The organism is Sphingomonas sp. 1F27F7B, assembly GCF_005503355.1.
GTDB lineage: Bacteria > Pseudomonadota > Alphaproteobacteria > Sphingomonadales > Sphingomonadaceae > Sphingomonas.
Window position 1 is genome coordinate 1 of record NZ_SCMK01000013.1, and the last position, 14,209, is coordinate 14,209.

Genomic DNA, 14,209 nt, shown 5'->3' on the forward strand with positions numbered 1-14,209 from the left:
GCCCTTCCCCACCCCCTTCGCCCGCCCGCGCGGCGTGGCGCTCTCGACGCCGCTGATGAACTTCTACTGGGGCTCGGCGAACCTGCTGATCGGGATATCGGCGCTGCTCAGCTATCCGCTGCGGACCTATGGCATATGGCCGGTGATCGCGGGCTGGCTGGCGCTGGGAAGCTTCTGTGCGTGGCACTTCGGCAAGGTGCGGCGCTAGGCCTCTCCATCGGGTTCCAGCCACGGTTTACATGTAGGACTTCAAGAAGCAGTTCTCTCTTTGTTCCGATTCGGATGCATCGTCATGGTGCGCGCGGAACGCGAAGGAGAACGACGTGAGCCATATCATTTCGGCAAGCGATTTCGATGTCGTCGGGGACGGCATCACCGACGACACCGCCGCATTGCAGGCCTTTCTGGACGCGTGCGAGGGGAAAGCTGGCTTCATCCCCTCGCCGGCACAGCCCTACAGAGTCACCAGCCAGCTGAACGGGCGGCGCAACAGTCGAATCTTCGGCGAGAATCGCAATACGACGCTCATCCGCTATGACGGCACCGGCACCATTCCCGGCGGGGGCGCCATCCTTGCCTTTGACGAAGCCGACCATGTCAGCATCTCGAACATCGGGTTCCGCTGGGGGCATGTAGTTGCAACCAATGAGTCGGTCGCGCTTCGCCTGCGCGATCAGGTGTATGCGGTAGTGGACGGAATCACCAATGGCGGCGAAGCGGCGGCCCCCGAGGCGCTGCGGATCAGGGGCATCCTGATCGAGCAGACGAAGACCGGCCTGGTACCGCCACGCGGCAATGTCGTGCTGCGCAATATCCTGAACGTCTTCGAGCGGGGCACCATGGGCGATGGCGGCGGCCCCGGCTCCGCGGGAATCCACATCAAGGGCCTTGCGAGCGACCGCATCAATCACGTGGTCCTGGAGGGCGAAGGCAATCTCGAGCACGCCAAATACGGCCTCCTTGTCGAATATGCCAATGAGGTCCTGATCGGCCCGGGCTGGCTGCTGCGCGCCGCGAACGACACGGAACTGATGATCAGCAATGCCGCCAACGTCAGCGTCTTCGGCGCGCAGATCGCCCCAATGAGAGTCACGGGAAAGGGCATCGTGATCGATGCCAATTGCGAGGATTGCACCGTGATCGCGCCGGCCTGGAACCTTTCCAGCGGCGAGCCAGCCGTCGTGCTCAGCGACAATGGCGCTCGAACCACGGTGATCGCCCCGGGCGCGCCGAGCGTTCCCGGCGCCACGAAACCGCTCGCGCCTCCCGCCAAAGTGAATGCGCCGGTTCAGCATCGAAAATATGACGGCATCGGCCCACACCTCGAATTGATCCGCTCGCCTACCGACAACCAGTCGGTGCTGGTCATGCGCGGTGCCGGTCAATCCGTGTCAAACGCCGCGTGGCAAGTGATCAACAACGGCAATGGAAGCGGCATGGACATGCAACGCTTTGAGGTCGGAACCGGCCTGGCCGAACGGCTGGACGCCAGCGGCCAGCGCTATCTCAAATGCCCGGCCGCGAGCCCGGGCGGCAATGCGCTTTCCGCCGGCCAGCTGACGTTCTTCGTGAACGAGACAAGCGGCCAGCTCTGCGCGCTCGTCAAGCTTGCCGACGGCTCGGTGAGATCAGCGGCTATCTCCTTGACCTAGCCGGCAGGAGCGCGGGCCCCGGATCCGGGGCCCGCAAGCTTCAAGCGGAAACCGGAAGCGGGCACCCCCGACATCACTTCCTCCCGAACAGCTTCTCGATATCGCCATGCGCCAGCTTCACCCAGGTCGGGCGCCCATGGTTGCACTGGCCGGAATGCGGCGTGACTTCCATCTCGCGGAGCAACGCGTTCATCTCGGCGACCGACAACACTCGCCCCGCCCGCACCGAACCATGACAGGCCATGGTCGCGGCAACGTGATCGAGCCTTTCCTTCAGGCTGAGCGCCTCGTCGAAGCTGGCGAGCTCGTCGGCGAGATCGGTCACCAGCGCGTGGACGTCGCCCTTGCCGAGCGCCGCCGGCACCCCCCGGACCAGCATCGCGCGCGGGCCGAAACGCTCCAGGTCGAGGCCGAACTCCGATAGCTCCCCGGCTCGCGCCTCGAGCCGGTCGCACGCGGGCTCGTCCAGCTCGACGACCTCGGGGACAAGCAGGCCCTGCGACGCCACCCCGCCTTCGGACATGGCCCGGCGCATCCGCTCCAGCACCAGGCGCTCGTGCGCGGCATGCTGGTCGACCAGGACCAGTCCGTCCTCGGCTTCGGCGACGATATAGGTCTTGGCAACCTGGCCGCGCGCGACGCCGAGCGGATGCTGGACGCTCTGCGGCACCGGCGCGATCGCGGGCTCGGCGCGGGCGAGCGGCGGCGGCGCGCTGAAGCTCGGCCGGCGATCCTGGACGCTGCCATAGCTGTGGGTCGGCGCGGGACCATAATGCGGCGCGGGCGTATGTATCGGCTCGGCATCCCAGAGCTGCGGCGCCGGCGCGCTCGGCTCGCTGGTCCACATCCCCAGAGCGGCTTCGCTCGGCCGCTGGACGCTGCGATGGCCGGCCTCGTCGAGCGCGCGGCGCAGGCCCGAGACGATCATGCCGCGCACCAGCGCCGGGTCGCGGAAGCGAACCTCGGTCTTGGCGGGGTGGACATTGACGTCGACTTGGTCGGCAGGAACCTGGAGGAACAGGGCCACGACGGGGTGGCGGTCGCGCGCCAGCATCTCGGCATAGGCGCCGCGCAGCGCGCCGATCAGCAGCCGATCCTTTACCGGCCGGCCGTTGACGAACAGATATTGGTGATCCGCCACGCCGCGATTGAAGGTCGGCAGGCCGGCGACGCCGCCGAGCACCAGCCCCTCGCGCTCGAAATCGATCGCGACGCTGTTCTCGGCGAGCGCCCGGTCGGTGAGCCCGGCGACGCGCTCCGGGCCGCTCTCCCCGCCCTGGACCTGCAATGCCTTGCGCCCGTCATGCTCGACCGAGAAGGCGATGTCGGGCCGGGCCATGGCGAGCCGCTTCATCACATCGAGGCTGGCGGCATATTCCGCGCGGGGCGAGCGCAGGAACTTGCGGCGCGCGGGCACGCGGCCGAACAGCGCCTCGACGCGCACGCGCGTGCCCGGGGGCAGCGCGGCGGGGGCCTCGGAGACGACTGCGCCATTGTCCACCACCCGGCTCCACCCTTCGGCACCGCGCACCCGGCTCTCCAGCGTCATCCGCGCGACGCTGGCGATCGAAGGCAAGGCCTCGCCGCGAAAGCCCAGGGTCGTGACCTGGTCGATTTCGTCGTCGGGCAGCTTGGAGGTGGCGTGGCGCTCCAGCGCGAGCGCCATTTCGGGCGGCGACATGCCGCAACCGTCATCGGTGACCTCGATCAGATCGGTGCCGCCGCCGGCCAGTTTGACTGCGATCCGGGTAGCGCCGGCATCGATTGCGTTTTCGACCAGTTCTTTCAGCGCGCTGGCGGGGCGTTCGACCACTTCTCCCGCTGCAATTCGGTTGACAAGGTGTTCGGGCAGACGGCGTATTGACATGGTCGTTGCTCTAGCCCAAGCGGCGGCATCCCGCGACCCCAACCGCATGGCAACCAGGCCGGATTCTCCAGTCCGTCCCGGAAAGGTCCCGGACTAGATATTTTGTGCGATTAGCCGGCGGCGGGCGCCCGCCCGGCAGGACGGAAACATAGATGGCATTTCCCCGCTTGTTCAATTTCATGTCCCACGACATGGCGATCGACCTCGGCACCGCGAACACGGTTGTGTATCTCCGCGGCCGCGGCGTTGTCCTCAACGAGCCGTCGGTGGTGGCGGTCGAGACGCTCAACGGCGTCAAGCGCGTCAAGGCGGTCGGCGACGACGCCAAGCTGATGATGGGCAAGACCCCGGGCAGCATCGAGGCGATCCGCCCCCTGCGCGACGGCGTGATCGCCGACATCGACATCGCCGAGGAGATGATCAAGCACTTCATCCGCAAGGTGCATGGCCAGCGGCGCTTCATGCGCTGGCCGCAGATCGTGATCTGCGTGCCCTCGGGCTCCACCTCGGTCGAGCGCCGCGCGATCCGCGACGCCGCGTCGAACGCCGGCGCATCGCAGGTATGGCTGATCGAGGAGCCGATGGCGGCGGCGATCGGCGCCGACATGCCGGTGACCGAGCCGATCGGCTCGATGGTCGTCGACATCGGCGGCGGCACCACCGAAGTCGCGGTGCTCTCGCTGCGCGGCCTCGCCTATTCCACCTCGGTCCGCGTCGGCGGCGACAAGATGGACGAGTCGATCGTCAGCTACGTCCGCCGCAATCACAATCTGCTGATCGGCGAAGCCACCGCGGAGCGCATCAAGCAGGAAGTCGGCGTCGCCAAGCCGCCGGCGGACGGCATCGGCCAGACGATCCACATCAAGGGCCGCGACCTCGTCAACGGGGTGCCCAAGGAAATCCAGATCAACCAGGGCCAGATCGCCGAGGCGCTCTCGGAGCCCGTCGGCACGATCGTCGAGGGCGTGCGCATCGCGCTCGAGAACACCGCGCCGGAGCTGGCGGCGGACATCGTCGACCAGGGCATCGTGCTCACTGGCGGCGGCGCGCTGCTGCAGGGCATCGACGAAGTGCTCCGCGACGAGACGGGCCTGCCGGTCACGATCGCGGAAGACCCGCTCACCTGCGTGGCGCTCGGCACTGGCCGTGCGCTCGAGGATCCGGTGTTCCGCGGCGTCCTGATCTCGGTCTAATCGGAGGCAAGGGGGACTATGGCGCCGCCACGCAACCGGCGCCCGGGTTTTTCGCGGCGGGCGCAATACGGGCTCTTCCTCGGCTATGTGGGGCTGGTCGGCGGGATGCTGATCGCGGCCAGCCTGTTGCTGCTTTCGATATTCAATCCGCCGGCCTTCGGTGCGGTGCGTGGCTTCTTCTCCGAGATCACCACGCCCATCGCTTCCGGCTTCACCTGGGTGCGCACCAGCGTCGCGGGCGTGCCCGAGGGCGTATCCAGCTATGTGAACGTCCGCGGCGAGAATGCCCGGCTCAAGAAGCAGATCGCCGATAACGAGCTGCTGGTGTCGCGCGCGCGCACGCTGAACCAGGAGAACCGGCATCTGCGCGAGATGCTCAAGCTGCGCGACGCCTCCACCGATGCGGTGGTGGTGGCGCGGCTGGTGGCGAGTTCGATCGGCAGCACCCGGCGCTATGCGACGCTCAACGCGGGCGGCTGGCAGGGCGTGAAGACGGGCCAGCCGGTACGCCAGCCCGACGGGCTGATCGGACAGGTTGTCGAGACCAGCCCCAACACGGCGCGCGTGCTCCTGATCGTCGATCCCGAGAGCATCGTTCCCGTGCGCCGCACCCGCGACGGCCTGCCCGCGATCGCGGCCGGGCGCGGCGACGGATTGCTCGACATCCGCTCGGCGAGCGTGGCGACGATGATCTTCAAGCCGGGCGACACCTTCGTCACTTCGGGCACCGGCGGCATCTTCTCGCCCAACATCCCCGTTGCGCGGGTTATCCGCACGTCGCGCGACATCGCAGTGGCCGAGCCTTCGGCCAATCCCGACGCGCTCGATTTCGCGCTCGTCCAGGCGACTTTCCTGCCTGACCCCACGCCAACGCCGTCCCCCAAGCCCTCGCCCAGCGCAAAGCCCAAGGCCGGGAAGAAGTAGCGGTGACCGACTATATTCCCCTCGGCCGCAGCGAGAAGATGCCGCGCAGCATCTGGCTGGCGCCGCTCTCGGTGGTGCTGGGTTCGATGACGACCCTGCTGCCGGTGGTGGCCACCGTGCCGCTCCTGCCGCCCTTCGGGCTGATGATGCTGCTCGCCTGGCGGCTGATGCGCGGCGATGCAATGAAGGTGTGGATGCCCGTGCCGCTGGGCTTTTTCGACGACATGCTGAGCGGCCAGCCCCTGGGCAGCGCGATGCTGCTATGGTCGGCGGCGGTGCTGATGGTGGATGTGCTCGACACGCGGCTGGTATGGCGCGACTTCTGGCAGGACTGGCTGATCGCCAGCGGTGCGATCGCCTTCGTGCTGATCGCAGGGCGCTTGGTGGCGGCCCCCTTCACTGCGCATGTCGACACGGCGCTGCTGATCCAGATTCTCGTCTCGGCGGCGCTGTTCCCCGTGGTTGCCCGGTTCTGCGCATGGCTCGATCGGGATAAGAAGCGACAATAATGGCCCGGATCACCGAAGCAGCGCAGGCTTATAGTTTCTCTCGCCGCGCGCTGGTGCTCGGCGGAATCCAGGGCGCAGCTGCGCTGGTGCTGGCCGGGCGCATGACCTGGCTCGCCGTGTTCGAGAATGAGCGCTACCGCCTGACCGCCGAGAGCAACCGCGTGCGCCTGACGCTCACGCCGCCGCGGCGGGGCTGGATCGTCGACCGCAGCGGCATCCCGATCGCCAACAACCGCACTGCGTTCCGCGTCGACATGATCCCCGACCGGATGGAGGACAAGGAGAAGACGCTGGGCATGCTCCAGCAGATCCTGAGCCTCTCCGAGGAAGAGATGTCGCGGATCCGCACCGATCTGAAGCGGGCCGCGGGCTTCCAGCCGGTGCAGGTCTCCGACAATCTCGACTGGGAGCGCTTCGCCGCGGTGAGCGTGCGCGTGCCGGAGATGCCCGGCGTGCAGCCTACCCGCGGCTTCTCGCGCAACTATCCGCTGGCCGCGGGCGTCGCGCACCTCGTCGGCTATGTCGGCACCGCTTCGGCCGAGCAATATCAAAAGGAGAAGGACCCCCTTCTCGTCGCCCCGGGCTTCAAGCTGGGCAAGGACGGGCTGGAGAAGACGCTGGAGGATCGGCTGCGCGGCACGCCGGGTGCCAAGCGCGTCGAAGTCACCGCGCATGGCCGCCTGGTCCAGGAGCTCGCCACCCGGCCCGACCAGCCGGGCGAGACAGTGAAGCTCACCATCGATGCGCTGCTCCAGGAATATGTCGCACGCCGCCTGGGCACCAATTCGGGCTCGGCAGTGGTGATCGACGTGAGCAATGGCGACATCCTCGCCATGGTCTCGATGCCCGCCTATGATCCCAACAGCTTTTCCGACGGCATCAGCCGCAACGAATGGAAGATGCTGAGCGAGGACGACCATGTGCCCTTGATGAACAAGGTGCTGCAGGGCCTCTATCCGCCGGGCTCGACGGTGAAGCCGATGAACGGCCTGGCACTTCTGCATGCGGGCGTCGATCCCAATGCCCGTGTGGTCTGCTCGGGCGCGCTGCGCGTCGGCAACGGCGTGTTCCACTGCCACAAGCGCGGTGGCCATGGCGCGCTCGACCTCAAGCACGCGATCATGCAGAGCTGCGACATCTATTTCTACGAGATGGTCCGCCGCGTCGGCTATGATGCGGTGGCGCCGATGGCGCGCGCGCTCGGCCTCGGGCAGAAATTCGACCTGCCCTTCTCCACCCAGCGCTTCGGCACCGTGCCCGACAGCGCCTGGAAGCTGAAGCGCTACAAACGGCCCTGGACGGTGGCCGATTCGCTCAATGCCTCGATCGGCCAGGGTTATGTGCTCGCCAATCCGCTGCAGCTGGCAGTGATGGCGAGCCGGCTGGCTTCCGGGCGCCAGCTCGTCCCGCGGCTGCTCGCGGATGCGCCGCACCAGGAAGCCCTGCCCCTCGCCTCCACGCCCGAGCAGCTGGCGATCATCCGCGACGCGATGTTCGGGGTGATCAATTCGGGCGGCACCGGCGGCGCGGCACGGATCCAGGTCCCCGGCATCACCCTGGCCGGCAAGACCGGTACCGCGCAGGTCCGCCGCATCACCATGGCGGAGCGGGCCTCGGGCGTGCTCAAGAACGCCTCGCTGCCCTTCAAGCTGCGCGACCACGCGCTGCTCGTCTGCTTCGCCCCGGCGGACAACCCCAAATATGCCGCCGGCATCGTGCTCGAGCATAACGGCCACACGATCCGCAACCTCGACACGCCGATGATCGGCCGCGACATCATGACGTTCCTGTTCGACCGGAAGCGCGCGATGGATTCGCTTCATGCCGAGGAGCCTACCTGGGGCGGCGACTACCGCACCCGGATGGCGGCCCAGTCCGCAGCGTTCAAGGCAGCGCAGAGCGCGCCGCCGCCCGAAGCGCCCGAGGATGCGGCGGAAGCGGCCAGCACCGTCGCTTCTGAAGCCGCCAACGCCACGACCAGCAACACGATCGACAGCAGCGCGGCCGAACGCGGCAGCGTGGAGGCAGACTGATGGCCACGCTCCAATCCTCCGGCCTCGGCCCCTCGGGCATCGTTCCGGGGCCGCTGGCGCAGCTGCCCTGGCGGATCATCGGGCTGGTGGTGGCGATCGGCATGTTCGGGCTGGTCGTGCTCTATTCGGCCGCGAGCGGCAGCATGACGCCCTGGGCGTTCAACCAGGGACTGCGCTTCTTCGTGTTCCTGGCGATGGCGATCGGCTTGTCGCGCGTGCCGGAGAGCTTCTGGGCACTGGGCGCCTTCCCCATGTACATCGTCATCGTGGTGATGCTGGTGGGCGTGGAGCTGCTCGGTGCGGTGGCCGGCGGCAGTCAGCGCTGGCTCGACCTGGGTTTCATCCGGTTGCAGCCTTCCGAATTGATGAAGCCGGTGATCGTGATGGCGATGGCGCGCTTCTACGAGATATTGCCCGCGGGCGAGATCCGGAAGTTCGGCGCGATCTGGCCGGCCTGTGTGCTGATCGGCATTCCCGCCGGCCTGGTCATGCTCCAGCCCGACCTCGGCACTGCGCTGATGATCACTGCGGGCGGTGTGACGATCATGTTCCTCGCCGGCATCCCGCTGCGCCTGTTCATCGGCGGCGCGCTGGCGCTGGCAGTGGCGGCGCCGCTGGCGGTGAACTTCGTCCTGCACGATTATCAGCGCAACCGCGTGCTGATCTTCCTCGACCCCGAGAGCGACCCGCTGGGCACCGGCTATCACATCAGCCAGTCCAAGGTAGCGATCGGATCGGGCGGCGTGTTCGGCAAGGGCTTCCTCCAGGGCACGCAGAGCCATCTCGACTATCTGCCGGAGGGTCATACCGATTTCGCCCTGGCCACGATGATGGAGGAATGGGGCCTGATGGGCGGCTTCTTCCTGATCGTCGGCTTCGGCATCCTGATCCGCTGGGGCATCGGGGTGAGCCTGCGCGCGCAGAGCCGGTTCGCCCGGCTGACCGCGGCGGGCCTCTCGGCCACGATCTTTTACTATTGCGCGATCAACATGGCGATGGTGATGGGCCTGGCGCCGGTGGTGGGCGTGCCGCTGCCGCTGATCAGCTTCGGCGGCACGGCCGTGATGACCTTCATGATCTGCTTCGGAATCCTGCTTTCGATCGACCGCCAGAGCCGCCGCGTGCAGCGCTGGTGATTTTTTCGAGATAGGGGGTTTACAAGCCGCGAAGCACGACGCTAAAGGCGCCCCTCCACTGCGGAGGCGCACACACCAAGGGCGCCGAAACAACCCGGAATGGACGCATAGCTCAGTTGGTAGAGCAGCTGACTCTTAATCAGCGGGTCCTAGGTTCGAGCCCTAGTGCGTCCACCATACTTCTCCAGAAAATCGATAACTTAGCTGGAAAACGCCAGCGAGACCCTGCCCAACTCCTATTGAATTGGGCTCCACCGACGGCGCGAACAGCCGCGACTTAGAGCGAATGATTCTGGAACATCTCGCTCGTCGAACCTCGATGGCCGGCAGCGTGGGCCGCATGCTCCTCCTCTCCGACGGTCACACGAGGTGCTTGATCGCCAATTGGATGGTCAGTTTCCGTACCACGGCCGCAGTCTGCAGATCCGCCTATGGACCGATTGCAGAATGGCCGCGCCCGGGCTAGCGGGCAACGCGCGCCAGCCGCCCGGCTTTGGACGCTTACCGAGAAGACCCGCAGACGCTCATAGCCCGCTTGGGACACCGGGGTCGTGAGCCGCAGCCCGAAGCGCATCCACTCAGGCCAGTTGTCGTCCAGGCGAGCATGGCGCCTGCAATCGATTTGAACCCTATCTCCTGTTCTTCCCATATGGTCCCGGATGCGGCGGCAGGATACATCCCGGGGGCTTGCCGCCGCGCAAGGCGTTTCAAGGCTCGCCTTTCGAGGCCGGGTCCCCGTGTTCGAGTTGTCCGGTCACGGCCGGTCCTTCGGCCGATGCCGGCGATGCACCGCGCGAGATTTCCTGGTCCGCCTCCGCCATCATTCCCGCTCCCGATAGGCAAGCAGACGCAGCGCGTTGAACACCACCAGCAAGGTCGATCCTTCATGTGCTGCGACCGCGGGGCCGATGCCGAGGCCGAGGATCGTCGCCGGCACCAGCAGCGCCACCACACCCAGGCTCACGAACAGGTTCTGTCGGATGATCCGGCGGGTCCCCCGGCTCAAGCCCACCGCGAAGGGCAGATGTGCGAGATCGTCGGCCATCAGCGCGACGTCGGCAGTCTCGAGCGCGACGTCCGAGCCCGCGGCACCCATCGCGATGCCGACTGTTGCGTTGGCCATGGCGGGGGCATCATTGACCCCGTCGCCGACCATCGCGACGCTGCCCTGGTTCCGCAGCTTGCGGATCGCGCCGACCTTGTCGTCGGGCATCAGGTCGCCCCAGGCTTCATCGATGCCGACTTCGTCGGCAATGGTCTCCGCAACCTTCTGATTGTCGCCCGAGATCATGATCATCCGAGTCATGCCGAGCGCGCGCAGCCGAGCGAGCGTGTCCTTCGCAGCCTTGCGCGGGGTATCCATCAGGCCGATCGCGCCGAGATCGCGCTCGCCCTGGCGCACCACCATCGTCGTGCGGCCTTCGGCCCGCAATTTCTCGATCGCTTTCGCCATGGCGTCCGACAGCGGCGCGATCCCGTCCGCGCCGAACATCTCGGCCTTGCCGATCGTCACGCGCTCGCCATCGATTGTGGCGGTGACGCCGCGCCCGGTCAGGCTTGCCAGGTCGCTCGCGACCGGCAACGCTCGTTCGCCGAGGCGCTCCGCGCCGTCGCGCGCGATCGCCCGGGCGAGCGGATGGTCGCTGAGCTTCTCGACCGCCACCGCGATCGCGAGCAGGGCTTGCCCATCGACGCCGTCGGCCGTCACGACCTCGGTGATGCGGGGACGACCCTCGGTAAGCGTGCCGGTCTTGTCGAAGGCAATCGCAGTCAGCGAGCCGAGATTCTCGAGCGGCCCGCCGCCCTTGACCAGCACGCCGCCACGCGCTGCCCGCGCCACGCCCGACAGGACTGCGCTCGGCGTCGCGATCGCCAGCGCGCAGGGGCTGGCGGCGACCAGCACCGCCATGGCGCGGTAGAAGCTGTCGCGAAACGGCTCGTCGATCACCACCCAGGCGAACAGCAGCAGCACGGCCAACCCAAGAACGGCGGGCACGAAGATCCGCTCGAACCGATCGGTGAAGCGCTGAGTCGGCGACTTCTGGGTTTCGGCCTCGCTGACCAGCTTGACCACCTTGGCGAGCGCGCTGTCGGTCGACTTGCGAGTGACTTCGATCTCGATCAGCCCGCCGCCGTTGATCGTGCCGGCGAACACGCGATAGGCGGCCTCGAGCGTGTCCGGATTGGCGCGCGCCTGTGCCTCGTCCATCACCGGCCTCTTGTCGACCGGCATGCTCTCGCCGGTGACCGGCGCCTGGTTGACGCTGGTCGTGCCCTTGAGGACGAAACCGTCAGCGGCGATCCGCTCGTCGGGCTTCACCGTGACGACGTCGCCGACAAGGAGCGCCTCGACCGGCAGTTCCTGGAGCTTGCCGTCGCGTAAGACCAGCGCGGTCTCGGGCGCAAGCTCGGCCAGCGCTTCGATCGCCCGTTTGGCGCGGCCCATGGCATAATGCTCAAGGGCATGGCCAAGGCTGAACAGGAAGAGGAGCAGCGCGCCTTCTGCCCAGGCGCCGAGCGCCGCGGCGCCCGCGGCAGCGACCAGCATCAGCGTGTCGATCTCGAAGCGCTTGCGCTTCAGATTGCCGATCGCCTCGCGCAACGTGAAGAAGCCGCCGCAGTAATAGGCGCCGACGAACAGCGCGACGGGCAGCCAGGCCGGTGCGGCAATCAGCTTCTCGATCGCAAAGCCGATACCGAGCAGGGCACCACAGGCGAGCGCGAAGATCAGCTCGGTATTGGGGCCGAAAATGCCGCCATGCGCATGGCCATGGTCATGCGCCTCGCCTTCGGCGTGCACATGATCCCGGCCGCCCCGATGATCGTGCTTCTTCGAAGGGGCCGGCCTTGCCGGCTCCCGGCGCCCGACGCCGAGCCGATTCAGATATTCCTGCAGCGCCTCGGCGGAGGTCCGATTGCGGTCGAACTCGATCCGGACCAGCCCGGCTGAACTGGCTTCGGCCTCAAGCACGCCGCCGACCCGCTCGAGCTGTTCGGTGACGCTGCGTGCGCGGCGTTCATGGCCGATACCATCCACCTCCCAGAGGAGATGCCCGAACTGTCCGGTGATCCTCGCGCCTGCCCCCTTCACCAGATCGCTGATCCGCGCGAGCGAGAAGGCGTCGGGATCGTAATGGACGCAGAGCTGCGCCTCGCGGCCATCCTGCGGTGGGACGACATGCGCCTCGGCGATGCCGTCCCGGCCTTCAAGGCTGGCGATCAGTCGGGCGACGCAGGCATCCGCCGCATCGGGAACTTCGGGCAGCACGACCGGAATATCGAGACGTAGCGTGGCGCGCATCAGAGCATTTCCCTTGCAAGAATGGGAGTGGTCGGGAGCGGGGACTGGAATGCGAAACGAGCCGTCATCCCAGCGCCTCCTCGATCAGGAGCAGGACAAGGAAGCCGATGAAGAACATGGCGGAGATGAGCGGCGTGTCCCGCCGCGCATGCGCCTCCACAAGCAGTTCCTCGGTGACGAGATAGAGCAGCGCCATCAGGCCGAAGCTCAGGAAGCCGGCAATCACCACAGGCGGGAGCGTGGCGAGGGGAACCGCGGCGAGCGCGCCGAGCGGCAGCATCAGTGCGAGCAGGGCGACGGTCGCGATCACCCGCGGCTTCGAGCGCGTCTCTTCCGCCAGCTCGGTGGTCACCGACAGACCGAGAAACAGGACTTCGAGCGTCAACGCGATCGTCAGCAACAGACCGGCCTTGGCGCCGGCGAGGAACGCCAGCCCGAGGACCAGGCCATCGACGAGAATATCGAGGCCCACCGTCGCGACGAGCGCCAGCTTGCCGGCGAAGCGCTCTTCGATCCGCTTGAGGCCGAGCATGACCATGACGCCGAGACCGCCGCCGACAAGCGTCGCCATCGGCGATGCCCGATGCAGCACCGGAGGCAGGATCTCGGTGGCGGCAGCCGCGAATACCACGCCGGCCGCAAGATGCTGCATCGCGCTGACCAGCGCCTCGCCCGGCCGCCGGACAATGGCCATGATCGATCCGAGCAGGACCGCGGCGACCGGAATCAGCGTATAGGCCAAGGCGCCCATCAGAGGATTTCCCTGGCGCTATGGAAATAGCGGCGCGTCATTTGGCACCGGCCTTGTCGGGTTTGTCCATCGAGGCGCCTCGCGCCGCGAGCCATGCCCGCATCTGAACCATCTCCGCTTCCCGGGTGGCGATGACCTTCTCGGCAAGGGCGCGTACCTGAGGATCCCGGCCGTATTCGAGTTCCGTACGGGCCATGGCGACCGCGCCCTGGTGGTGCGGGATCATCGCGCGCAGGAAATCATTGTCCGCGTCGCCGGCGGAAATCATGTTCATGGTATCGTGCATGCCGCCGCCGGCATTATCGGGTGCCCGGGCAAACGGGCTCTCCGCGGCATGCCCCTTCGGATCGTGTGTCTCGTGAGAGTTGTGCGTCTCGCCCTGCGGCGAGCAGGCGGCGACCAGCAATGCGAGGGCAACGATCGTTCCTGTGTTCTTCATCTCGGTCTCGCTTCCGGGAGGAAAGGCCAGGTCGCCGCGCGGTTCGGAGCCGCGCCGCGACCCGGGCCGGTCAGTCGGCGGTCGCCGGCATGCCGAGCAGCACTTCGACGGGCTCGAGCGTGATCAGCCCGATCCCGCCGATATCGGCGATGCTGGAGACGAACCCGCGCAACCGGTCCTCGCGATCGACAATCTCGATCACGAGCGACAGATCCTCCTCGAGCACATGCGGCCGGTGCAGGTGCGCCGAGCGCCCGAAGCCGATCAGCGCCTGCAGCACGGTCGCTCCGGCCAGCCGGGCGTCACGCGCCCGGCTGGCCACTTCCTCGAAGACCTTGCGATCCCCGTGAAAGGCCGCCTCGTCGGTGTAGATGCGGAGCAATTTGACGTCTGACATCTCGTCT

At 67.2% G+C, this 14,209-nt stretch carries 11 protein-coding genes, 1 tRNA gene and 1 pseudogene; 8 read left to right on the forward strand and 5 right to left on the reverse strand.

Annotated elements, in window-relative coordinates; genetic code table 11:
- A pseudogene (locus FFS08_RS23485) lies at positions 1-208 on the forward strand (hypothetical protein); the annotation flags it as partial.
- 115 nt (positions 209-323) lie between these two features.
- Positions 324-1,652, forward strand: a complete 1,329-nt coding sequence (locus FFS08_RS13090; protein ID WP_137862076.1) for a hypothetical protein — start codon at positions 324-326, stop codon at positions 1,650-1,652.
- Positions 1,653-1,725: 73 nt separating this feature from the next.
- On the opposite strand, the gene mutL is transcribed toward FFS08_RS13090, so the two are convergent.
- The gene (gene mutL / locus FFS08_RS13095) at positions 1,726-3,519 is read right to left on the reverse strand and encodes a DNA mismatch repair endonuclease MutL (protein WP_137862077.1); all 1,794 of its coding nucleotides are present in this window, start codon (positions 3,517-3,519) and stop codon (positions 1,726-1,728) included.
- Between the two features lie 152 nt (positions 3,520-3,671).
- On the opposite strand from mutL, the gene FFS08_RS13100 reads away from it, so the two are divergent.
- From FFS08_RS13100 to FFS08_RS13125, 6 genes are all read left to right on the forward strand, one after another.
- A complete protein-coding gene (locus FFS08_RS13100; protein WP_086129461.1) occupies positions 3,672-4,712 on the forward strand; it encodes a rod shape-determining protein in 1,041 nt (346 codons plus the stop codon).
- Between the two features lie 18 nt (positions 4,713-4,730).
- Positions 4,731-5,636 carry a rod shape-determining protein MreC gene (mreC, locus tag FFS08_RS13105; protein ID WP_137862078.1) on the forward strand — a complete coding sequence of 302 codons (906 nt, stop codon included), beginning with the start codon at positions 4,731-4,733 and terminating at the stop codon, positions 5,634-5,636.
- Positions 5,637-5,638: 2 nt separating this feature from the next.
- Complete coding sequence (mreD, locus tag FFS08_RS13110) at positions 5,639-6,145, forward strand: rod shape-determining protein MreD (RefSeq protein WP_331483985.1); 507 nt, start codon at positions 5,639-5,641, stop codon at positions 6,143-6,145.
- Entirely contained in the window at positions 6,145-8,178 is a 2,034-nt protein-coding gene (mrdA, locus tag FFS08_RS13115) for a penicillin-binding protein 2 (RefSeq protein ID WP_137862079.1), read from the forward strand. Before mreD ends, mrdA begins: the two co-directional genes overlap by 1 nt.
- Positions 8,178-9,314 (forward strand): rod shape-determining protein RodA, encoded by a 1,137-nt coding sequence (rodA, locus tag FFS08_RS13120; RefSeq protein ID WP_137862080.1) that lies wholly within the window; start codon positions 8,178-8,180, stop codon positions 9,312-9,314. The genes mrdA and rodA overlap by 1 nt, the downstream gene beginning before the upstream one ends.
- 101 nt (positions 9,315-9,415) lie before the next feature.
- Positions 9,416-9,491: transfer RNA gene (locus FFS08_RS13125), tRNA-Lys, on the forward strand.
- Between the two features lie 643 nt (positions 9,492-10,134).
- On the opposite strand, the gene FFS08_RS13130 is transcribed toward FFS08_RS13125, so the two are convergent.
- The 4 genes from FFS08_RS13130 to FFS08_RS13145 all read right to left on the reverse strand — a co-directional run bounded on the left by FFS08_RS13130 (position 10,135) and on the right by FFS08_RS13145 (position 14,202).
- Positions 10,135-12,615, reverse strand: a complete 2,481-nt coding sequence (locus tag FFS08_RS13130) for a heavy metal translocating P-type ATPase (protein ID WP_137862081.1) — start codon at positions 12,613-12,615, stop codon at positions 10,135-10,137.
- 64 nt (positions 12,616-12,679) lie between these two features.
- Positions 12,680-13,366, reverse strand: coding sequence for a ZIP family metal transporter (locus FFS08_RS13135; RefSeq protein ID WP_137862082.1), 687 nt, complete (start codon positions 13,364-13,366; stop codon positions 12,680-12,682).
- Between the two features lie 37 nt (positions 13,367-13,403).
- Complete coding sequence (gene copM, locus FFS08_RS13140) at positions 13,404-13,772, reverse strand: CopM family metallochaperone (RefSeq protein WP_249341033.1); 369 nt, start codon at positions 13,770-13,772, stop codon at positions 13,404-13,406.
- A gap of 103 nt (positions 13,773-13,875) precedes the next feature.
- Complete coding sequence (locus tag FFS08_RS13145; protein ID WP_137862084.1) at positions 13,876-14,202, reverse strand: DUF190 domain-containing protein; 327 nt, start codon at positions 14,200-14,202, stop codon at positions 13,876-13,878.
- Positions 14,203-14,209: the final 7 nt, after the last annotated feature.

What these genes read in the sequence shown, in the direction of transcription:
- mreC (WP_137862078.1), top strand. Translation starts at nt 4,731, where the DNA reads ATGGCGCCGCCACGCAACCGGCGCCCGGGTTTTTCGCGGCGGGCGCAA.
- FFS08_RS13135 (WP_137862082.1), bottom strand. Translation starts at nt 13,366, where the DNA reads ATGGGCGCCTTGGCCTATACGCTGATTCCGGTCGCCGCGGTCCTGCTC.
- FFS08_RS13145 (WP_137862084.1), bottom strand. Translation starts at nt 14,202, where the DNA reads ATGTCAGACGTCAAATTGCTCCGCATCTACACCGACGAGGCGGCCTTT.
- FFS08_RS13100 (WP_086129461.1), top strand. Translation starts at nt 3,672, where the DNA reads ATGGCATTTCCCCGCTTGTTCAATTTCATGTCCCACGACATGGCGATC.
- FFS08_RS13130 (WP_137862081.1), bottom strand. Translation starts at nt 12,615, where the DNA reads ATGCGCGCCACGCTACGTCTCGATATTCCGGTCGTGCTGCCCGAAGTT.
- mrdA (WP_137862079.1), top strand. Translation starts at nt 6,145, where the DNA reads ATGGCCCGGATCACCGAAGCAGCGCAGGCTTATAGTTTCTCTCGCCGC.
- mutL (WP_137862077.1), bottom strand. Translation starts at nt 3,519, where the DNA reads ATGTCAATACGCCGTCTGCCCGAACACCTTGTCAACCGAATTGCAGCG.
- rodA (WP_137862080.1), top strand. Translation starts at nt 8,178, where the DNA reads ATGGCCACGCTCCAATCCTCCGGCCTCGGCCCCTCGGGCATCGTTCCG.